Raw genomic sequence first — 21,052 nt, 5'->3', positions numbered from 1 at the left:
AATCCTACCGCGGACAGAATCCCGGATTGCGCTTCGCTCCATCCGGGCTACGGATCACAACCCTACGTGCTGCTTCCCGCCGCGGTCGCGACCACTGGCAGCACCTCTTCGCTCGCACGATCCGGCGTCTCTTCCTTCCAGCGCACCGAGCCGAACGGACGCTCCAGCATGCGGCGGATGCGCACCGGCTCAGGGCCGACGTGGAAGGCGATCGCCTCCTGGTGCAGCGCGCGTTCGGACTGGGTCGAGCGGTTGCGCTGGCGTAAGTAATCGAACCAGGTCGGGCAGTGATAGCGCTCGGTCCACAATTCAGGATCGGCGATGTCGCGAGCGATCGACCAGCCATAGGCGCCGTTGCGCTGCCGGGAGAGCTGCACGTCCTGCATCACGTTGTGGAACGCGCGCGCGTTCTCCTGCGCGACGCGGTATTCGATTTCGACCACCAGAGGTCCGCTGCGCCCCGTCAGGGACAGCTTCACCTCGGGATCGGCCAGCACATCGGCATCCTCGTTGCGGGCACCGACGCGCGGCATCGTCAGCCAGATCCCGAGCAGCGGCGAGATCAGCATCAGGCCGGCGGCGGTCAGCAGCGCGACCTCGACACCGGCAGAGTCGGTGAGATGGCCCCAGCCCCAGGCGCCGATCGCGATGCCGCCGGAAATCGAGGCCTGGAACGCCGCGAGCGAGCGGCCGGCGACCCAGCGCGGCGCCGAGAGCTGCACGCCGATATTGAACAGCGCGATGGCGGCCATCCACACCGCGCCTGCCAGCACCAGCGCGGTCGCGGTCAGCACCGGCTCCGTGCTCAGGGCGAGCGCGGCCATCGCGAATGCCATCGAGATGGTGCAGGCGCGGATGGCGGCCTCGCCGCTCATGCGCTTGCGCAATTCGTGGATGTTGAGCGCGCCGATCACGGCGCCCATGCCAAAGGCGCCCAGCATGATGCCGTAGGTCTGCGCGCCGCCATGCAATAGGTCGCGCGCGACCAGCGGCATCAGAGCCATGATGGCGCCGCCGATCAGGCCCATCACCAGCGTGCGCAACAGCACGATCTTGATCGGCGGCGAATTGGTGATGTAGCGGAAGCCGGAGACCATGGCGCGGTTGAGTTTTTCCCGCGGCAGGCGGGAGGGCTCGGTGCTGCGCCGCCAGAGCAGCAGCACCGCCAGCAGCGGCAGATAGAGGATCGCGTTGCAGGCAAACGCGGCCACCGCGCCGAGCGCGGCGACGATGACGCCGCCGACCGCGGGACCGAAGCTGCGCGCGATGTTGTAGCTGATGCCGTTCAGCGCGACCGCCGAAGGCAGCGCATCGGGCGGCACCTGCTCGCTGACCGAGGACTGCCACGCCGGACCGAACAGCGCGTTGCCGCTGCCCACCACGAAGCAGAACGCAAGCAGCAATTCCGGCGTGATGAGATTGAGCCCGGCCAGCACGGTCAGCACCGTCGCGCCGATCAGTGCGATCGACAACGAAATCACGCTGACGATGCGGCGGTCATACATGTCGGCGATGGCGCCGGCCGGCATCGAGATCAGCATGATCGGCAGCATCAAGGCGGTCTGCACCAGCGCCACCTTGTCCGCCGAGGCCGCCATCTGTGTCATCGCCCAGGCCGCGCCGACGCCCTGGATCAGGAGGCCGAGATTGGAGAGCAGGCTGGCGAGCCAGATGCGCCGGAATACGGTGTACCGCAGCGGCGCGGTGATGCCGTCGGCGGCCATTTTCTGGCGGTTCGGCTGCTCGGTCATATCCCCTTCCATATGGGCTGGCAGAAGTGGTCCTGGCGATTCCGGTGAGTTCAGTGATGCCCGCGAAAGTCCTTCGCTGTCCAGTGATTAGGCCGCTATAAGCGGTGCAAAGAGACGGTTTGCCGGGGAGGAACAAATGAAGCTGTCGCGACGGACGATCCTGCTGGGGACGGGCAGCTTGCCTTTCGCGGTTGCGAGCTTGCGAACGGGCGCATGGGCCCAAGCCGCACCCAGCGCGGCGCCCGGCGCCGAGGTGCCGCCGATCCTGTTCGTCCACGGCAATGGCGACTATGACGCGCTCTGGATGACCACGATGTGGCGGATGGAATCCAACGGCATTACGCGTGACCGCATGGCGGCAATCAATTTCACCGATCCGCTGGCCCGCAGCGACGACAAGGTCGAGCAGGCAAACCGATCCTCGACCGAGGACCAACGCCGGGAGCTCACGGCTGCCATCGTCGAGCTGAAGCGCCGTACCGGGGCGTCTCGTGTAGCGCTGGTCGGCAGCTCGCGCGGCGGCAATGCGATCCGCAACGTCATCAAGAATGGCGGTGCCGGCGATGTCAGCCACGCCGTCCTGTGCGGCACGCCCAATCACGGCCTGTTCGCGACCGACGACCAGCCCAACAACGAGTTCAACGGCCGCGGCCCGTTCCTGCGCGGCCTGAACGAGGGCGAGAGCGAGGTGACGCCGGGCGTTGCCTTTCTCACGCTGCGCAGCGACGGCATGGACAAATACGCCCAGGCTGACGGCCGCTTCATCGGCAAGCCCGGCACGCCGACCGGCGTCACCAATGAAGGGCCGGAGCTGAAAGGCGCGACCAATCTCGTGCTCGGTGCGCTCGACCACCGGGAGGTGGCGTTCCACCCGCGCGCCTTCCGCGAAATCTACAAATTCATCGCGGGGCGCGAGCCCGCGCGCATCGCGATTTCGCCGGAGCCAAGCGTCCGCCTGAGCGGCCTCGTCACCGGCACGCCGGGCGGCGTGTCGACCAACCGTCCGGTCGCAGGTGCAACCGTCGATATCTTCCGCGTTGACCCTGATACCGGTGAGCGCAAGGGCAGTGCGCTGCACAGCGCAACGACCGGCGCCGACGGTCGCTGGGGTCCCGCGCAGGTCGACCAGTCCTGGCCGCTGGAATTCGTCCTGACCTCGCCGGGTGCGCCGATCACACACATCTATCGCTCGCCGTTCCCGCGCTCGTCCGACGTCGTGCATTTGCGCGCAGCACGGCCGCTCGGGCCAGCCGACAAGGACGCCGGAGCGGTCGTGATCATGTCGCGGCCGAGGGGCTATTTTGGCTTGCCGCGAGACGTGGTGCTGTTCGACGGCAAGGAGCCGGCAGACGTCAAGCCGGGCGTGCCGACGGATTCGGCCGCAACCCTGCGGCTACCCGCTAGCGAGGTTGGGCGTAACATTGTGGCCGAGTTCGGCGAAGAACGAATTGTGGCACGCGCCTGGCCCGCCCTCGAGAACAGGATTGCGATTGCCGAGCTGACTTACTAGCTGTTTGCCTGCGTCCCATCGGGAGAGAGCCATGAACATCGCCAGCGTGCGTCGGCCCATCATCCCTCCGGCTCCCCCGCGTGCGCCCGACGACATGTCATTTTTTGGTCGTCTCGCGGTGATCCGCCAGAACATGATCGCAACCTGGGGACAGCGCGCCTATGAGGAAGACGTCGTCCAGGGCCGCTTCTTCTTCCGCAACAGCTTCATCCTCAACCAGCCGGACGCGATCCGGCACGTCCTGCTCACCAATTACGAGAATTATACGCGCACGCCGGCGGGAATCCGCATGCTGCGTCCCGTGCTCGGGGACGGTCTTCTGATCGCGGAAGGTCACTCCTGGACGTTTCAGCGCCGCACCCTTGCGCCGGCCTTCACGCCGCGCGCCACCGCCAATCTCGTTCCGCACATGACGGCGGTGCTCGACGAGACCATCGCAAAACTGGATGCGCGCTCGGGTGAAGAGGTCGATCTGCGCGAGATCATGCAGCGCATGACACTGGAGATCGCCGGGCGCACGATGTTTTCGTTCGGCATGGACCAGCATGGCGCGACCCTGCGCAATTTCATCATGGAATATGCCGCGCGGTTGGGACGCCCGTATCTCCTCGACATGGTGCTGCCGGTGTCATGGCCGAGCCCGATGGATTTTGCACGGGCGCGCTTCCGCAAACGCTGGACCGAGTTCGTGGCCATGCTGATCGCCGAACGGCGAGCGGCCGGCAAGAAGGAGGGCGCACCGCCGCGCGATCTGTTCGATCTCATGGACGAGGCGCGTGATCCGGAAACGGGCAAGGGCTTCTCCGACGAACAGCTCGTCGACGAGGTCGCGACCATGATCCTCGCCGGTCACGAGACCACGGCGACGGCGCTGTTCTGGGCGCTCTATCTGCTCGCGCTCGACCCTGATACGCAGGAGGAGGTGGCATCGGAGGCGCGCGGCGAACATCTCGACAGCATCGCCGACATCGACCGCCAGAAGTTCACCCGCGCCGTGATCGAGGAGACGATGCGGCTCTATCCGCCGGCCTTCCTCGTGGCACGCGCCGCACGCGAGAAGGATAATGCGGCCGGCGTCGAGATCGGCAAGGGCGACATCATCATGATCGCGCCCTGGCTGCTGCACCGGCACGAGAAGCTGTGGGATCAGCCGAATGCGTTCATTCCCAAGCGCTTCATGTCGACGGAGGCGCCCGATCGTTTCGCCTATCTGCCGTTCGGCGCGGGTCCTCGCGTCTGCATCGGCGCGCCGTTCGCGCAAGCCGAATCCGTGTTGGCGCTGGCCCGGCTGATCGGCGCATTCCGTGTCGAGCTCGCCGATACGACGAAACCCGTGATCCCGCTCGGTGTCGTCACGACCCAGCCGGACCACTCACCCATGTTCCGCATCACGCGTCGGTGACAGGCAATTTGCCTGGCCGATGGCGTGATCCACCCTAGATAGAGTCCCGCCATGAGCGACATCCAGGCCCAGTTTTCCGTTCTGAAGCAGACCGCCGACGAGAAGGTGGTCGATGCCATTGCGCGTCTCATCGAGGATGGCGAGGATCACGAGCTCAACCGCGTCAACGTTCTCGATTTTTCCAGGGAGCATGGCCTCGATGAAGAGCATGCGATCTCTGCCTTCCTGCATGCGGCGCGGCTCGGCCTGTTCGATCTCGGGTGGAACGTGTTATGCCCGGGCTGCGGCGGCGTGCTGGGGGCGCATTCGACCCTGAAGGCGCTCAAGCCGGATGAGTATCACTGTGCGCTCTGCGCCTGCGGCTACAAGACCTCGGTCGACGATCAGGTCGAGGTCTCCTTCACCGTCAATTCACGTGTCCGGCGCATCGCAGCGCACGACCCCGATACGCTTCCAGTCTGGGAGTATTTCAAGCAAATGTTCTGGAGTTCCGGCGTCGACTTCAACAAGGAATCGTTCGCGGCGCTCGCCAATGAAGTAACGCTGGACACGATGGAGCTGCCGGCCGGTGAGAAGGCGACCATGTCGCTGCAACTGCCGAGTGACTTCGTCATCATCTTCGAGCCGGTGACGCACGCCGCCCATTTCATCGACGTCCAGGGCGAGCCGACCAAGGACCGTCAGCAGCTCGCCATCATGTACAACAAGGTGCAGGCCCCGACGGGTACCACGACCATGCGGCCCGGTCCGCTGCGGCTGTCGCTGGAGAACCAGGCCGGCGTGCGCGTGCTGCCTTCGGTGTTCATCGCGGCCGACGCGCTTCATCATCTCATCGGCAAGCGCAAGCCGTTTCTCACCGCCAAGCGGATGCTGTCGAACCAGACCTTTCGCGATGTGTTCAAGGCGGACAATCTCAGTCTCGACCAGCGGCTCCAGATCACCTCGCTGACCTTCCTGTTCACCGACCTGAAGGGATCGACCGCGCTGTACGAGCGCGTCGGCGATCTCGCCGCCTTCGATCTGGTGCGCGCGCATTTCCATGCGCTGCTCGAGATCATCTCATCCGAGAAGGGCGCCGTGGTGAAAACGATCGGCGATGCCGTGATGGCGACCTTTATCCGTCCCGAACATGCCATCGTCGCAGGCCTGCGGATGCGCGCGGCGATGGACGAGCTCAACAAGCAGCGTGGCACCGACGATCTCATCGTCAAGATCGGCATCCACGAAGGCCCCTGCCTCGCGGTCATGCTCAACGAGCGGCAGGACTATTTCGGCCAGACGGTCAACATCGCCGCCCGTGTGCAAAGCCTGTCGACCGCGCAGGAAATTCACATCACCGGCCCGGTGCTCGATGCGCCCGCGGTCGCCGAGGTGCTGGAGCAGCGTGCGATCAAGCCGATCCAGAAACAGGCGGCGCTGCGCGGCATCGCCGACAAGATGGTGGTGTACGAGATTCCGTGAGGGAATGGGCGGCTGCTCCAAGCCGTCATTGCGAGGAGCCCTTGCGACGAAGCAATCCAAGAATCCCTCTGCAGAAAGACTCTGGATTGCTTCGCTGCGCTCGCAATGACGTTGCGGAGGCGGATGCGCCACATCCTCCGTCGTCATGCCCGGGCTTGACCCGGGCATCCACGTCCTAATTCGTGGTGGCGCGTGGATGGCCGGGACAAGCCCGGCCATGACTCCGAAGGAGACAGTTCAGATTGCCGAAACGTAATGCGGCGCGCGGAACTGACGCATGTTGCGTTGGTTGAGTTTCCTCCTCATATAATGCTGGTAACAGCCGCGCCTCGCGGCGCATCGATTTCGGTAGGACCTTATGCTCGACGGCCTGCGCCAATTCATCACCGACATTGTCGCCCCTCATGACCAGAACCGGACGTTCGGCGACAGCGATTATCGGTTGGCCGCGACCGCGCTGCTGGTCCACGTGGTCTCGCTGGACGGCCAGCCGACAGCGGCTGAGCAGCGCAAGCTGCACAGCCTGATCGAGAGCCACTTTGGGCTCGATCACGGCACTGCGGATCGCCTGATCGCGGATGCCACCCAGGTCGAGGGCGAGGCGGTGGATCTCTATCACTTCACCAGTGTCATCATGCGTTCGCTCGACGAAGAGGGGCGCAAGCGCATCGTCCGGATGATGTGGGAGCTGGTCTATGCCGACGGCCAGGTCACCGAATTCGAAGACAATGTCGTCTGGCGGGCCTCCGACTTGCTCGGGATTGCCCAGCGCGACCGGATCGAGCTGAAGCACGCTGTTGCGGACCGTGCCGGCGGCCAGCTGAAGGACAGCGCCGTCAGTGGCTGACCCGTGCCAACTGCGCGGATGTCGGTTGTGCGGATCACATGACGAAACTTTAATGTAGCTGCCGGCCGCCTCGCGTCCGGATTCGTCCGCAAATCTGCGGTTTTCGTGCTCTCCCTGATCTCCTTTCAAGCGGCCATTCTGCCAACGCCGCTTGCCTGTCGCGCACGGCCTATGCTCTGGTTCCACCATTGCGGGGCCAAATCTTCACTTCATGAGACTGCGATCGTGACAGAGCGGGTAACGTTGATCACCGGTGCCTCGGCGGGCATAGGCACGGAGCTGGCGCGCGTATTTGCCGCCAACGGACATCGCCTGGCATTGACGGCGCGGCGCGCGGACCGACTTGAGGCGCTCGCGAACGAGCTCGCCGCCAAGGGCGGCAAGAAGCCGATCGTGATCGCATGCGATCTCGAGGACAAGGACGCCGGCGAAACGATCGCAGCAGCGCTCGCCGCCGAAGGCGTCGAGCTCGATCACCTCGTCAACAATGCCGGCTTCGGCGTGTTCGGCGATGCCATCGAGCGCGATCGCAACGAGCAGGTCAGGATTGTCGATGTCAACGTGCGGGCCCTGACGGACCTGTCGCTGCGCTTTGCCGATCAGCTCATCAAGAACAAGGGCGGTCTTCTCAATGTCGGCTCGGTCGCAGGTTTCCTGCCCGGCCCCGGCATGGCCGTCTATTATGCGTCCAAGGCCTACGTGATTTCCTTCACCGAAGCGTTGCGGGCGGAGCTCGCGCCGCGCGGTGTTCGCGTCACCGTCCTTTGCCCGGGTCCCGTGCCCACCGAATTCCAGGCGCGCGCCGGGGTCGGCTCCGGACATGATACGGCTCTTCTCAATGTTTCTGCCGCCGATGTCGCCCGGGACGCCTATCGCGGGCTGATGGCCAATAAAAGAGCAGTGCTGCCTGGTCTGGGCATCAAGATTGTGCCATTTGCGCTGCGCTTTTTCCCGCGCGGCTTCATCCTGGCCGCCACCAGTCGGTTCCAGAGGCAGAGGCACTAAGGAAAGCTCGAGGGTCCGTATTGGCCCGGAGCTTGCTTCGGTTTCGATGTGTGCGCGAACTCACACGAAATTAACGATCGCTTAGTTATGCTGGCGGTCTGAACCAATAGCTTTCGCAAGGACAATGTCGTTCCGGACGGACAGGTTTGGCAGTGCAGAGGTGGTGCCCTTCCCGCGAAGGACGCCCGGCGCGCCTGCCTCTGATTCGGCAAGCGGCCTGCCGGTTCTCATTGTCCTGCACCAGGAATGCTCGACCCCCGGCCGCGTCGGCAATGCCTTGCGCGCGCTCGGCCATCGCCTCGACATCCGCCGTCCGCGCTTCGGCGATCCCCTGCCCGACACGCTCGATCAGCATGCCGGCGCCGTGGTCTTTGGCGGTCCAATGAGCGCCAATGATTCCGATGACTATGTTCGCCGCGAGATCGACTGGATCGAAATTCCGCTGCGCGAGCAGCGGCCGTTCCTCGGCATCTGCCTTGGGGCCCAGATGCTCGCGATGCAGCTCGGTGCGCGTGTCGCGCCGCATGCCGATGCGCTGACCCAGATCGGTTATTACCCGATCCGTCCGACCGCAGCGGGCCACGCGCTCTGCCCGGCCTGGCCGGCTCAGGTCTATCACTGGCATCGCGAGGGATTCGAGCTGCCCGTCGGCGCCGAGCTGCTCGCAGAAGGTGACGATTTTCCAGTGCAGGCATTCCGTGCCGGCAATGCTTTCGGCGTGCAATTTCATCCAGACGTGACCTACGCGATGATGCATCGCTGGACCACGCGAGGCTATGACGGCTTCAGCGCGCCCGGTGCGCGGCAGCGACACCATCATTTCGCAGATCGTGCCGTGTACGATGCCGCGGAACGCGCCTGGCTCGATCACTTCATCAACGGCTGGCTGGCGCGCCGGCCCGTGCTGGCGCAAGCCGCCGAGTGATCGCGCGTTCGCGCAGATCCTTGGCGCAGATCCTTGGCGCAAGTCCTTGCCTCTGCCCCTGATATGCTAGGCTCTCTGCCAACGAGCGCGCACCAATGCGTGCCGGCAAACAAGGGAGAGCGCCGTGGCCTACGAACACATTCTCTACGAGGTGAGCGACAAGATCGCGACCATCACGCTCAATCGTCCTGACCGCATGAATGCGTGGACGCCGACCATGGAGCGCGACGTGCGTCATGCGATGGAAGCATCAAGCGCCGACGACAATGTCCGCGTCATCATCCTCACCGGCGCGGGCCGCGCCTTCTGCGCCGGCGCCGACATGGATGCGCTCAAGGGGCTCGACCCCGATGACGTCAGGCGTGCCTCGAACCTGCCGCCGTTCGACATGAATCGCCGGCCGGACTGGCAGACGCGCTACGGCTTCTACCCGTCGATCGGAAAGCCTGTGATCGCCATGCTCAACGGCGCCACCGCCGGCATAGGCCTCGTGCATGCGCTCTATTGCGACCTTCGCTTTGCCGCCGACAACACCGTGTTCACGACAGCCTTCGCGCGGCGCGGCCTGATTGCCGAGCACGGCATCAGCTGGATGCTGCCGCGCATCGTCGGTCATGCCAATGCGATGGATCTGCTGCTCTCGGCGCGGCGGGTGTCGAGCGAGGAAGCGCTGCGGATCGGGCTGGTCAACCGCCTCTGCTCGCCTGAAAAGCTCCGCGAGGAGACCTATGCCTATGCGCGCGATCTCGCCGATTTCGTCTCACCGAGTGCGATGGCCGTGATCAAGCGCCAGCTCTACGAGGTGCCGTTCCAGACGCTGGCCGAGGCGACGATCGAGGCCAACCGGGAGATGATGGTGGCATTGGGCGGTAGCGATTTTCGGGAAGGCGTGGCGAGCTTTATGGAGAAGAGGCCGCCGCGGTTTACGGGGAGGTAGGGGAATTCGGAGAGAGCCCGCCGTCGCCCTTCGGGCTATGGCGCGGCAGCCTTCGCTACGAAACGGCCTGCCGAGCCGAAGCAGGCGCAGCCTGTGAAGGCTGGTGGAGCCAGGCGGGATCGAACCGCCGACCTCGTCATTGCGAACGACGCGCTCTCCCAGCTGAGCTATGGCCCCGTTTGCTGGCCGCTCTGGTAAACGCGGCCGACAACCGGGCGCCATTTAAGTCCCCGCCAAGGTCAAGTCAAGGACGGCTGTAACCCGCTTTTAGCCATTCGGGACGCGACTTCCCTTGTTTGGGCGGGGGGGAACCGATATCTAGCGAAAGGCGTCACTTCCGACCGCAGCCAGTCTTCAAAAGCCAGAGTCTTCAAAAGCCAGAGCCCTGAAAAATCATGCGTGCCGTTCTCGACATCGTCATCATCGTGCTCGACCTCTACGTCTGGCTGCTGATCGCCTCCGCGATCCTGTCCTGGCTGATCGCCTTCAACGTTGTGAACACCCGCAACCAGTTCGTGTCAGCAGTGGCAGAGTTCCTGTACCGGATCACCGAGCCGGTGCTGGCGCCGATTCGCAATTTCCTGCCCAGCCTCGGCGGCCTCGACATCTCGCCGATCATCCTGATCCTGCTCATCATGTTCATCGAGCGGGTGATCCTGTACTACATCTACCCGAACGTGGTCTGAGCGGGCTGGAGCGCCTTGGTCGCGAAAGAGGCCTCTAGGGAACCCTGGCGCTACTCGGCCGCAGGAATCAGCATTGCGCTGCGGGTGACGCCGCGCGGCGGCCGCGACGACATCGACGGGATCGAGCAACTGGCCGATGGCCGCAGCGTGCTCAAGGTGCGGGTGCGAGCGATCGCCGATGGCGGCGAGGCCAACAAGGCCGTTTTGGTGCTGCTGGCGAAATCGCTTGGTGTCCCCAAGGCCAGCGTGAGGCTCCTGTCCGGAGCCACCTCGCGGCTGAAGCAGATCGCGGTCGGCGGCGATCCGGCACGGCTGGGCGAAGCCCTGCGCCAGCTCGTCCGAGCCAAATCTGCAGACGCCAAATCGACAGACTGAGGAACTGACATGACCGCCAAAATCATCGACGGAAAAGTCATCGCCGCGGAGCTTCGGGCCCGCGTCACCGAGGAGGTTGCCCGGGTCAAGCGGGAGCACAATCTGGTGCCGGGGCTGGCGGTCGTCCTGGTCGGCAGCGACCCCGCCAGCGAGGTTTATGTTCGTTCCAAGCACACCCAGACCCAGGCCGCCGGCATGGCCTCGTTCGAGCACAAGCTACCGGCCGACGTTGCGCAGGCGGACCTTCTGGCGCTCGTCGCAAAGCTCAATCGTGATCCGGCCGTGCACGGCATTCTGGTGCAGCTGCCGCTGCCGAAGGGGTTGAACACGGAGGCCGTCATCAACGCTATCGACCCCGCCAAGGACGTCGACGGGCTGCATCCGAACAATGCCGGCCGGCTCGCCGGCGGCTTCGAGGCGCTGTCGCCCTGCACGCCCCTCGGCTGCATCATCCTGACCAAGAGCGTGCACGCCTCCCTGGAGGGCATGAACGCCATCGTCATCGGCCGCTCCAACCTGGTCGGTCGCCCGCTGGTGCAATTGCTGTTGAACGAGAACGCCACGGTGACGATCGCGCATTCGCGCTCGCGCGACTTGCCTGGGCTCGTGAAGAAGGCCGATCTCGTTTATGCCGCGGTCGGAAGGCCCGAGATGGTGCGCGGCGATTGGCTGAAGCCGGGCGCGACTGTGATCGATGTCGGCATCAACCGGATTCCGAAAGATGATGGCAAGACGCGCCTCGTCGGCGACGTCGCCTATCAGGAAACGCTTGAGGTTGCAGGCGCCATCACGCCGGTGCCGGGCGGCGTCGGTCAGATGACGGTGGCGTGCCTGCTGGTGAACACCCTGCGCGCGGCCTGCGCGATCGCCGGGCTGCCGAAGCCGGCGGTGTAGCTGAACTCTCGTGCCCCGGGCGCAGCGCAACGCTTCCCTGGCGATGCGGAGCATCGTCCAGTAGCGGTGCGCTGCTGAGCCGGAGCCCAGTGGCGGCATGGGTCCCGGCCCAGCGTCGCGTCACACCGGACGATGCTTCGCATCGCCGGGACGTGCCGCGCCGCGTCCGGGACACAGAAGCTCAGCCCTTCTTCTTCTTCTCGCGATCCATGCCTTCGAGGATCAGCTTGTGCGCATCCTCGGGGCCGCCCCAGCGCAGGATCTTCACCCATTTGCCCTTCTCGAGATCCTTGTAGTGCTCGAAGAAGTGCTGGATCTGCTGCAGCGTGATGTCGGGCAGGTCGGAGTACGACTTCACCTTGTCATAGCGCTGGGTGAGCTTCGACGACGGCACCGCCAGGATCTTCTCGTCGCCGCCGGCTTCGTCCTCCATGAACAGCACGCCAACCGGGCGCACGCTCATGACGGCGCCGGGAATGATGGCGCGGGTATTGACGATCAGGACGTCGCAGGGGTCGCCGTCATCCGACAAAGTGTGCGGGATGAAGCCATAATTACCGGGGTAACGCATCGGCGTGTAGAGGAAGCGGTCGACCACCAGCGTGCCGGCCTCCTTGTCCATCTCGTATTTGATCGGTTCGCCGCCCACGGGGACTTCGATGACGACGTTGACTTCGTGAGGCGTGTTTTTCCCGATCGAGATCGCATCGATACGCATTCAAGGCTCCGTTGTTGCCGAGGTGAAATCGCGCCCGGCAGCGATTTTGGGCTGTCATACGCGGGCTTGGCCCGCTGATCCATCGCGTTTTTGTGAAATAATGAATCCGGAAATCACCGGCTCAAAGGCAACGGTATCGACGGAAGGGAAACGCTGCCGATTCAGCTTTCAGCAGCTCAATTGGTCCAAGCGAAGGCAACCTTGTCGAGCGACTTCGGCCCGAACCGCTCCGACGAGCGCGCCACCATACGGCCCCCCAGCGCCCGGTAGAATTCGGTCGCCGGGTCGTTGTCCGAGAGCGCCCACACCACCATGCTCTTCAACCCGCTCTGCATCAGGTCGCGGCGGGCGGCGGCGAACAGGCGACGGCCGAAGCCGAGCCCCTGGAATTCCGGACGCAGATAAAGCTCGTAGACCTCGCCGTCGAAATGCAGACTGCGGGCGCGGTTGCGGCCGTAATTGGCGTAGCCGGCGATCTTGTCGCCGAACACGAGCACGCTGACGCGGCTGCCCTTGCGGATTGCGCTATCCCACCATTGTGGGCCACGGCGGTTGATGAGCTTTTCCAGCTCGGCACCGGGAATGATGCCCTGATAGGCGGAGCGCCAAGCTTCGTCATGAGTGGACGCCACCGCAGTTGCATCTGCAGCTTTGGCCGGCCGGACCTCGATCAGGGTTGTGCTCATGGACGCAATCAAACCAAGTCGCCGCGTCGGCGGCAAGACCTATCGTTAATTATCGGTTAACGTGTGGACTTTGTGCATCAGTATCCTAGCCATGCTGTACCGAAAAAAGACAAGACGCCAATCAAATGGCACCGGCGTGCCCTGCGTCGGTGCAAAACTCCTGTTGCGGCAACGAATGAATGACAATGGCAACGCAGAAAGTCCGCCCATGCTGATTCGTTCCTACTAGTGTGGCCGTCGCTGTTCGTCCGCCCTCGGCCATTGATGCGGCTCCTCAACACCATCGCGCTCCTGTCTCTGCTGGCCTTGCTGACTGCGCCGCCTTTGTGCGCTCAGGTCGCGTTTGGCCCATCGGGAGAGGAGGGCGAACCGCTTCGCCGACAGGAATGGCTTGTGCCTTCGCCGGATACCGGCATTGCCGCGCATGCCCTGCTGTTTCGCCCCGCAGGCGCAGGTCCGTTCCGGCTTGCGGTGATCGCACACGCCTCGACGCAGAATGGCTTGCGTCGTGCGCAGATGCCGCAGCCGGAATACCGTCCGCTCGCCACCTATCTCGTCGCGCGCGGTTTTGCCGTGCTGGTGCCGGAGCGGCTCGGCCATGGTGCAACCGGCGGGCGTTATGTCGAGGACCAGGGTGGATGTGACGAGGCCGACTATGCGCGTTCGGGCCGTGCAACGGCCGAGCAAATCTGGCTCGCGCTGGATCATTTGCGGAAGCAGGATTTCATTCGCAAGGAGGCCGCCATCGTGATCGGCCATTCCGCCGGCGGCTGGGGCGTGCTGGCACTCGCCAATGCCGATCCGAAAGCGATCTCCGCGATCACGGTGTTCGCGCCGGGCCGCGGCGGCCATGCCAATGACGAGCCGAACCGCATCTGCGCGCCACACTCGCTTCGTGCCGCCGCTGCGGAGTTCGGAAGGGGCGCACGCATTCCTGTCACGTGGCTCGTCGCGGATAACGACAGTTATTTCTCGCCGGCATTTTCGAGAGCGTTGGTCGATGCGTTTCGCAGCAGCGGCGGCAAGGCCGATTTTCGCGCCTTGCCGGCCGTCGGCAGCGAGGGGCATTGGTTGATCGAGAGCGAAGCCGGGGTCAAAGCCGCAAGCGACGCGCTCGGGCGTGCGCTGAACCCGGCAATGCCAATGGCGACGAAGAAGCCGCGGGACGATCGCTGATGCGCAAATGGCCCGATGACGACGTCATCCTGTTCGACGGCGTCTGCATCTTCTGCTCGCGCTGGGTGCGCTTCGTCGCGAAGCGCGACACGGCGAAGCTGTTTCGGTTCACGCCGATCCAGTCGGATTATGGGACCCGCCTCGCGCGGACATTTGGTATCGATCCGGAGGATCCCGACACCAATGCGGTGGTTCATGGCGGCGAGGTATTCATGAAGTCCGACGCCGCGCTGACGGTGCTGTCGCAGCTGCCGGGCTGGAGCTGGGTGCGCGCGCTATTCGCGGTGCCAAAGCCGCTGCGTGATTTCATCTACAGCCTCGTCGCACGCAATCGCTATCGCATCTTCGGGAAGTATGATTCGTGCTTCGTGCCCGATGCTGATTTGCGGGCGCAGGTGATTGAGTAGCCCGTCATTGTGAGCGAAGGGACCTGTCCGCCGAAGCCTTGGCAAAGGCGGAAAGCAATCCAGACCGTTACCGCGGAGGGATCCTGGATTGCTTCGTCGCAAGAGCTCCTCGCAATGACGGAGATCGCGGCTACGGCTTGCCTCGAGCCGCCAGCACTTCCCGCGCCGCCCGCTCCCCACTGTCCCGCGCGCCATGCGCCGTCGTGAAGAAAGTCGGCGACGTCGCCTCGCCCGCAAAGAACAGCCGCCCATCCACCGGCGCAGCCAGCACCGCGCGGTCGCCGGCGTGGCCGGGCAGCGCGTGCGAATACGATCCCCGCGCAAACGGATCGTGGGCCCAGCGCGACTCATACAGCGGCTTCAGCTTGCGGCGGATGTCGTTGCCGAGGAAGCCGGCGATCTCGTCGATGCCATGCGCGGCAATGGCGCCTTCGCCGGAATCCTCCAGCGCGCGCGCAAAGCTGCCGCCGAAGAAACCTTCGATGCAGGGCTGGCCGAACGGGCGGATGTGGTAGGTGCCCATCTCGGTGCGCATGGTTGCGCCGCGCAAATTGCCTTCCTTCGGGAAGGCTTCGGCGTCTTCGAGCGCCAGCGTCACCTTGTCGTCGACGCCGAGCGGCAGGCCGGCTGCTGCGTCGACCTTGGACGGCAAGGGCGGTGAGAAGCGGATCGCCTCATCGGCAATCAGGTTGGTCGGGACGGTGACGATCACCTTGTCGGCAGTCAGCGTGCCCTGAGATGTCTCGATCCGGATGCGCTTGTCCGAATGATCGATCAGCCCGACCTTGCAGTTCAACGCCACCGGGCAGGAGGCGCCATAGGCGGCAATCAGCGCGCCATAGCCGCGCCGGACGCGCCAGTTGAGATCACTGTCCTCATAGGTATCCCAGTCCAGCGTCGACATGTCTTTCAATTCGCAGCCGTTGATGTAGGTCGAGACCGCGTCGATCATCGGATTCCAGCGATTGCCGGGCTCCAGGCTCAGGCTCGCGGGCTCGTCCTTGCCCTTTTGCGCGGCCTGCCAGAGGCGCTCGTAGAACGTATCCATCGCGCGCAGGAAATCGTCGCGCTCGCTTTGCGGAAACGCGTTGCCATAAGCGCGCTCGCGCCAGGGCGGCAGGTCCTTGTTGAGCTCGAAACCCAGCTGTTTCGCGATTGTGACGAAGGAGTTCTTGTCCGCCGAGTGCAGCCAGCCGCAGCCGACGTCGAAGGTCACTTCAGGCGAGGCCTGCACGGTCCAGGCCCGGCCGCCGAGCCTGTTACGCGCCTCCAGCACGATCACGACGAGGCCGCGGCCCGCCAGCGCATGCGCCGCGCCGAGGCCGGCGGCGCCAGCGCCGATGATCGCGACGTCGACGGAGGAGGGGAGGGACATGGGTGGGCTCTAGCACGTTCGCTGGGTGTGCTGAAGCCGCTACGCGAATAGCCGTCATCACCCGCCCATGTGCGCAACAGCGCTTCGGAGCGGGTGATTCAATATTCCAGAGACGGTCTCGTAGGGTGGGCAAAGGCGCTCTTGCGCCGTGCCCACCATTCTCAAGTGGTGGGCACGCTTGCGCTTTGCCCACCCTACGGCACTGCGGAGTGCGGCGGCTTACGCCACAGCTTCCTTGGCCTTCTCCGCGCGCTTGCGCTCGTTCGGGTCGAGGTGCTTTTTGCGCAGGCGGATCGACTTCGGCGTGACCTCGACGAGCTCGTCGTCCTCGATATAGGCGAGCGCCTTTTCCAGCGTCATGCGGATCGGCGGGGTCAGGCGCACGGCTTCGTCCTTGGAGGTCGTGCGGATGTTGGTGAGCTGCTTGCCCTTGAGCACGTTGATCTCGAGGTCGTTGTCGCGGGTGTGCTCGCCGACGATCATGCCCTTGTAGACCTTCCAGCCCGGCTCGATCATCATCGGGCCGCGGTCCTCCAGCTTGAACATGGCGTAAGCCACCGCTTCGCCCTGGTCGTTGGAGATCAAGACGCCGTTGCGACGACCCTGGATCTCGCCCTTGTACGGCGCATAGCCGTGGAACAGGCGGTTCATGATCGCGGTGCCGCGGGTGTCGGTGAGCAGTTCGCCCTGATAGCCAATCAGGCCGCGGGTCGGCGCGTAGAACACCAGGCGCTGGCGGTTGCCGCCCGAGGGCTTCATCTCGATCAGCTCGGACTTGCGCTCGCTCATCTTCTGCACGACGACGCCGGAGTGCTCCTCGTCGACGTCGATCACGACTTCCTCGATCGGCTCCATGGTGGCGCCGGTTGCTTCGTCCTTCTGGTAGACGACGCGCGGACGCGACACCGAGAGCTCAAAGCCTTCGCGGCGCATGGTCTCGATCAGGATCGCGAGCTGCAATTCGCCGCGGCCCGACACTTCCATCGCGTCCTTGTCGGAAGCTTCGACCACGCGCAGCGCGACATTGCCTTCGGCCTCGCGCAGGAGACGGTCGCGGATCATGCGGCTCGTCACCTTGTCGCCTTCGGTGCCCGCGAGCGGGGAGTTGTTGACGATGAAGGACATCGACACGGTCGGCGGGTCGATCGGCTGTGCCGGCAGCGGCACGTCAACGGTCGGATCGCAGAAGGTGTCGGCGACGGTGCCCTTGGTCAGGCCCGCGATGGCGACGATGTCGCCGGCTTCGGCTTCATCGAGCGGCGTGCGCTCGAGACCGCGGAACGCCAGGATCTTGGTGATGCGCCCGGACTCGACCAGCTTGCCCTCGGCGTTGAGCACCTTGACCTGCTGGTTCGGCTTGAGCACGCCCGACGAGATGCGGCCGGTGATGATGCGGCCGAGATAGGGATTGGCTTCCAGGATGGTGCCGATCATCTTGAACGGACCTTCCTCGACCTTCGGCGGCGCGACGTGGTTCAGGATCAGGTCGAACAGCGGCTCCATGCCCTTGTCCTTCGGACCTTCAGGGCTTTCGGCCATCCAGCCCTGCTTCGCCGACCCGTAGAGAATCGGGAAGTCGAGCTGCTCCTCGCTGGCGTCGAGCGCCGCGAACAGGTCGAACACCTCGTTGATGACTTCGGTCGGGCGCGCGTCGGGGCGATCGACCTTGTTGATGACGACGATCGGCTTGAGGCCGACCTTGAGCGCCTTGGAAACCACGAACTTGGTCTGCGGCAGCGGGCCTTCGGCGGCGTCGACCAGCACCAGCGCGCCGTCCACCATGTTCAGGATGCGCTCGACCTCACCGCCGAAGTCGGCGTGGCCCGGGGTGTCGACGATGTTGACGCGGGTGTCCTTCCACTGCACCGAGGCTGCCTTGGCCAGGATGGTGATGCCGCGCTCACGCTCCAGATCGTTGGAGTCCATGGCGCGATCGGTCACCTTCTGGTTTTCGCGGAACGTGCCGGACTGCTGGAGGAGCTTGTCGACCAGGGTCGTCTTGCCGTGGTCGACGTGGGCGATGATGGCGACGTTACGGAGGTTCATGAGTGAGCTTCTTTGCGTTCGAACAATGGGTTAAGCGCGATCTCGCCGGTCGGACCGGGACCTCTTCTCGAAATAACGCTGGAAGACTGGAAACGGGCGCTCGCCGCCCAAAAAGGAAGCCCGGCCATCTTGACCGGGCACCCTACGCGTTGCGGCGCAATATATGCAAAAACCGCCAAAAAAACAATGTGTTCTTTGGCCGTTGGTTGATTGAATTTTGTCCGGAGATTCCCGGGGTTTAGGCTTGCGTTCCAGGATGGGCGGGGGCCTTCCGCCCCTTGATGGCCGCCCAGATCAGGGCGATCCCGCCTATTCCCACGACCAGGCCCAGAAAGACCAGTGGTGCGATGTCGGAGGCGATCCGGCCATCCTCGACCACCGACATTCCGCCGAAGATCAGCGCACAGGCACCCGGCAGCAGCATGAGGATCCCGAAGATCGCCATGAGCGCGGTCAGGCAGCCGCTGCGCTTTTCCGTCGGGGCAGGAGGCGGACCCGGGGGTGCCGGTGGCGGTGCGTCGCTGATGCTCATTCCTGCAAGACCCCTTCCCTCGCCTGCGCGGCAAGCGCGGTGCGGATGCCGTCGATCTTGCCGTTGCGGTAGAACAGATTGTAGGTGTCGAATGGAATGATCGCGCCCTGCTCCGTCACGAAATGGATGCAGCTGCGCTTGACGTTGCCGACGCAGAAATTGAAGCGGTCGAGAAACTGCACGATGGTGACACGGAACACGTTCTCGTAGGAGAGTCCTTCCGGCACCTCGAAGCTCGGCAGGCAGCACAGCAGCTCGCAGACCCGCTCGCTGGTGTTGAGCGGCCCCGACGACAGCGAAAACAGATCGACGAATTTCTCGCGCAGCATCGGATATTTCTCCGGGCTGATGGTGTTGGGCATCACCGCGACCAGCTGCTCCTGCGGGATCAGCGAGGTCAGCGGCAGCACCTTCTCGCCATTGCGCAGGCCGTAACCGATCGAGATGCTTTCGGGGTTGCAGGGCAGCGGAATCATGTCCTTGTCGCCGAACACGCCGGTCTCGATCACGCGCTTGCGGATCTCCGACAGCATGATGCGGTCGGTATTCTTGTCGAAATTCTCGTTGCGGCCGGCGTCCTGCACCGGCTGCAGCGTGACGCCGCGCACGCACTTCCAGGTGAGCGCGTGGCGGACGATATCGCCGATCTCGGCCTCGTTGACGCCGCGCTTGATGGTCGCGACCAGCGTGGTCGACACGCCGTAATGCTCGAGATTCTCCAGCGCTTGCTGACGAATCTTGCGCAAATCCGCGCCGCGCAGGTTGATCAGCGCATCGCGCTGCAGCGAATCGAACTGGAGATAGACCTCCAGCCCGCGCTTGTTCTCGGCCAGCCGCGCCACGAAATCCTTTTCGCGGGCGATGCGCAGGCCGTTGGTGTTGATCATGACGTGGCGGATCGGGCGGGCGCGCACCGCGTCCAGGATCTCGAAGAAATCCGGGTGCAGCGTCGGCTCGCCGCCGGAAATCTGCACCAGATCAGGCTCGCCCTCGCTTGCGACCAGCGCGTCCAGCATCTTCTCGACCGTTGCGAGCGGGGTGAATTTCGTTCGTGTTGGCGAGGATTCCGCGAAGCAGACCGGGCAGGTGAGATTGCAGTGCTCGGTGATCTCGATCAGAGCCAGGCAGGAATGCTGCTCGTGGTCGGAACAGAGACCGCAATCATAGGGACAGCCGAATTCCGTGCGCTGCTGGAATTGCAGCGGCCGATCGCCGGGCTTGATGAAATCCTTGCACAGACGCCAATAGGCGGCATCCGTCGACACCAGCGTCGATTGGACGCCGTGCTCCCTGCAGCGCTTTTCGTACCAGACCTCGTTGTCTTGGATCTGGATCTTGGTCGGCACCAGCTTCAGGCAGGTCTCGCACAGGGATTGGGTCTGGCCCCAGAAGATATAGGGACGCGACTTACGCAACGGCGCGTTCATGCACAGGTCTCGCTTTGGGGGCCGTCGCCAGCATGAATGCGGCGTAGAGCAGGATGGACAGCGACAGCAGGTGAAACAGGGTGAGGGGACCGATCAGCGGGCCGTAGGGTTTGAGGAATTCCCACAGAAAGCGTTGCGCTCCGTAATAGGCGAGCACCAGGTAGAAACCATTGGTGATCACAGAGGCGTTCCGGTTCAAGACCGCCGGCACATAGAGCAGAGCGAATACGGCCATGGCCGCGCTCTCATAGAGCTGCACGGGATGGCGCAGAACGCCGTCACCGAAATCATGGCCGAAGGGCAGCGCGGTCGGCGTACCATAGGTGAAATCGTCAAGGCCGGCGAAGTAGCAGCCGAGCCGGCCGATCGCGATGCCGAGCGCCAGCGGCAGCGCAAACCGCGCGCCGGTTCGGACCGTGATCCCCGCGGACCATTTGTAGAGCTCGATCGCCACGATGCCGCCAGCCAGGGCGCCCTCCACCGAGCGCGCAATGCCGCTCTGACCCGACAACCACAGATTGGCCGAGCCGAACAGATAGGCGCCGAGACCCGCACCGAACACCAGCGCGGCAATATAGGGCAGCTCGAAGGATTGTGCCGGAAACTGCAGGCGCCGCCGCGACAGCCAGTAGACGGCGACGGCCGCCGCCAGCCACGCCAGGATGTCGAAGATGGTGTGAAGAACGGCCCCGCTCATGCGGGGAGAGTATAGCACGGTACGACCGGAAAAGCGCCGCGCATGACCGTGCCCTCTCGCCTTGCGGGAGAGGGCAGCTCCGCTATTTGCCACAAGCTCATTGGGGCGAGGGGTCTCTCGCACCTAGGCGAGTTCGCGGATAGAACCTCTCATCCGACGCGCGCAGTGCGCGCGCCACCTTCTCCCACCGGGGGA

The 21,052-nt window shown here is 64.3% G+C and carries 20 protein-coding genes and 1 tRNA gene; 12 read left to right on the top strand and 9 right to left on the bottom strand.

Annotated features, from left to right (window positions below):
- Positions 1 to 62: 62 nt before the first annotated feature.
- Positions 63 to 1,751 (bottom strand): MFS transporter, encoded by a 1,689-nt coding sequence (locus IVB26_RS38350; protein ID WP_247970010.1) that lies wholly within the window; start codon positions 1,749 to 1,751, stop codon positions 63 to 65.
- 136 nt (positions 1,752 to 1,887) lie between these two features.
- On the opposite strand from IVB26_RS38350, the gene IVB26_RS38345 reads away from it, so the two are divergent.
- The 7 genes from IVB26_RS38345 (at position 1,888) to IVB26_RS38315 (ending at position 9,838) form a co-directional block, all read left to right on the top strand.
- Positions 1,888 to 3,261: a hydrolase gene (locus IVB26_RS38345; RefSeq protein WP_247970009.1), complete on the top strand. Its 1,374-nt coding sequence runs from the start codon at positions 1,888 to 1,890 to the stop codon at positions 3,259 to 3,261.
- A gap of 31 nt (positions 3,262 to 3,292) precedes the next feature.
- Complete coding sequence (locus IVB26_RS38340; RefSeq protein ID WP_247970008.1) at positions 3,293 to 4,663, top strand: cytochrome P450; 1,371 nt, start codon at positions 3,293 to 3,295, stop codon at positions 4,661 to 4,663.
- A 51-nt stretch (positions 4,664 to 4,714) separates the two neighbouring features.
- Positions 4,715 to 6,124: an adenylate/guanylate cyclase domain-containing protein gene (locus IVB26_RS38335; protein ID WP_247970007.1), complete on the top strand. Its 1,410-nt coding sequence runs from the start codon at positions 4,715 to 4,717 to the stop codon at positions 6,122 to 6,124.
- Between the two features lie 358 nt (positions 6,125 to 6,482).
- Positions 6,483 to 6,971, top strand: a complete 489-nt coding sequence (locus IVB26_RS38330; protein WP_247970006.1) for a tellurite resistance TerB family protein — start codon at positions 6,483 to 6,485, stop codon at positions 6,969 to 6,971.
- 225 nt (positions 6,972 to 7,196) lie between these two features.
- Positions 7,197 to 7,976, top strand: coding sequence for an SDR family NAD(P)-dependent oxidoreductase (locus tag IVB26_RS38325; protein WP_247970005.1), 780 nt, complete (start codon positions 7,197 to 7,199; stop codon positions 7,974 to 7,976).
- A gap of 124 nt (positions 7,977 to 8,100) precedes the next feature.
- Positions 8,101 to 8,901: a glutamine amidotransferase gene (locus IVB26_RS38320; protein ID WP_247970004.1), complete on the top strand. Its 801-nt coding sequence runs from the start codon at positions 8,101 to 8,103 to the stop codon at positions 8,899 to 8,901.
- Between the two features lie 124 nt (positions 8,902 to 9,025).
- Positions 9,026 to 9,838, top strand: a complete 813-nt coding sequence (locus tag IVB26_RS38315) for an enoyl-CoA hydratase (RefSeq protein ID WP_247970003.1) — start codon at positions 9,026 to 9,028, stop codon at positions 9,836 to 9,838.
- A 101-nt stretch (positions 9,839 to 9,939) separates the two neighbouring features.
- On the opposite strand, the gene IVB26_RS38310 is transcribed toward IVB26_RS38315, so the two are convergent.
- Positions 9,940 to 10,015, bottom strand: a tRNA-Ala gene (locus tag IVB26_RS38310).
- A 218-nt stretch (positions 10,016 to 10,233) separates the two neighbouring features.
- Here IVB26_RS38310 and IVB26_RS38305 point away from each other — a divergent pair.
- Genes IVB26_RS38305 through folD form a run of 3 tightly spaced genes read left to right on the top strand, consistent with a single transcriptional unit; the run spans position 10,234 to position 11,793 of the window.
- Positions 10,234 to 10,524, top strand: a complete 291-nt coding sequence (locus IVB26_RS38305) for a YggT family protein (protein ID WP_094975914.1) — start codon at positions 10,234 to 10,236, stop codon at positions 10,522 to 10,524.
- Positions 10,525 to 10,539: 15 nt separating this feature from the next.
- The gene (locus IVB26_RS38300) at positions 10,540 to 10,899 is read left to right on the top strand and encodes a DUF167 domain-containing protein (protein ID WP_247970002.1); all 360 of its coding nucleotides are present in this window, start codon (positions 10,540 to 10,542) and stop codon (positions 10,897 to 10,899) included.
- 9 nt (positions 10,900 to 10,908) lie between these two features.
- Positions 10,909 to 11,793, top strand: coding sequence for a bifunctional methylenetetrahydrofolate dehydrogenase/methenyltetrahydrofolate cyclohydrolase FolD (folD, locus tag IVB26_RS38295; RefSeq protein WP_247970001.1), 885 nt, complete (start codon positions 10,909 to 10,911; stop codon positions 11,791 to 11,793).
- A 181-nt stretch (positions 11,794 to 11,974) separates the two neighbouring features.
- Here the strand turns inward: folD and ppa are convergent, their stop codons facing one another.
- Positions 11,975 to 12,511 (bottom strand): inorganic diphosphatase, encoded by a 537-nt coding sequence (ppa, locus tag IVB26_RS38290; protein WP_247970000.1) that lies wholly within the window; start codon positions 12,509 to 12,511, stop codon positions 11,975 to 11,977.
- A gap of 176 nt (positions 12,512 to 12,687) precedes the next feature.
- Positions 12,688 to 13,197 carry a GNAT family N-acetyltransferase gene (locus tag IVB26_RS38285; RefSeq protein ID WP_246923601.1) on the bottom strand — a complete coding sequence of 170 codons (510 nt, stop codon included), beginning with the start codon at positions 13,195 to 13,197 and terminating at the stop codon, positions 12,688 to 12,690.
- Between the two features lie 264 nt (positions 13,198 to 13,461).
- Here IVB26_RS38285 and IVB26_RS38280 point away from each other — a divergent pair, with 264 nt between their 5' ends.
- Positions 13,462 to 14,373, top strand: a complete 912-nt coding sequence (locus tag IVB26_RS38280; RefSeq protein ID WP_247969999.1) for an alpha/beta hydrolase family protein — start codon at positions 13,462 to 13,464, stop codon at positions 14,371 to 14,373.
- Positions 14,373 to 14,780 (top strand): thiol-disulfide oxidoreductase DCC family protein, encoded by a 408-nt coding sequence (locus IVB26_RS38275; protein ID WP_247969998.1) that lies wholly within the window; start codon positions 14,373 to 14,375, stop codon positions 14,778 to 14,780. Before IVB26_RS38280 ends, IVB26_RS38275 begins: the two co-directional genes overlap by 1 nt.
- Positions 14,781 to 14,910: 130 nt before the next feature.
- Here the strand turns inward: IVB26_RS38275 and IVB26_RS38270 are convergent, their stop codons facing one another.
- The 5 genes from IVB26_RS38270 to IVB26_RS38250 form a co-directional block, all read right to left on the bottom strand.
- Positions 14,911 to 16,155, bottom strand: coding sequence for a flavin monoamine oxidase family protein (locus IVB26_RS38270; protein ID WP_247969997.1), 1,245 nt, complete (start codon positions 16,153 to 16,155; stop codon positions 14,911 to 14,913).
- Positions 16,156 to 16,374: 219 nt separating this feature from the next.
- Entirely contained in the window at positions 16,375 to 18,201 is a 1,827-nt protein-coding gene (gene typA / locus IVB26_RS38265; RefSeq protein ID WP_247969996.1) for a translational GTPase TypA, read from the bottom strand.
- Between the two features lie 238 nt (positions 18,202 to 18,439).
- Positions 18,440 to 18,733, bottom strand: coding sequence for a hypothetical protein (locus IVB26_RS38260; protein WP_247969995.1), 294 nt, complete (start codon positions 18,731 to 18,733; stop codon positions 18,440 to 18,442).
- Entirely contained in the window at positions 18,730 to 20,160 is a 1,431-nt protein-coding gene (locus IVB26_RS38255) for a radical SAM protein (protein ID WP_247969994.1), read from the bottom strand. The genes IVB26_RS38260 and IVB26_RS38255 overlap by 4 nt, the downstream gene beginning before the upstream one ends.
- The gene (locus IVB26_RS38250) at positions 20,141 to 20,857 is read right to left on the bottom strand and encodes a prolipoprotein diacylglyceryl transferase family protein (protein WP_247969993.1); all 717 of its coding nucleotides are present in this window, start codon (positions 20,855 to 20,857) and stop codon (positions 20,141 to 20,143) included. Before IVB26_RS38250 ends, IVB26_RS38255 begins: the two co-directional genes overlap by 20 nt.
- Positions 20,858 to 21,052 lie beyond the last annotated feature (195 nt).

This window comes from Bradyrhizobium sp. 195, assembly GCF_023101665.1.
In the GTDB taxonomy this organism is placed as follows: domain Bacteria; phylum Pseudomonadota; class Alphaproteobacteria; order Rhizobiales; family Xanthobacteraceae; genus Bradyrhizobium.
This window is presented reverse-complemented; position numbering and strand designations above follow the sequence as displayed.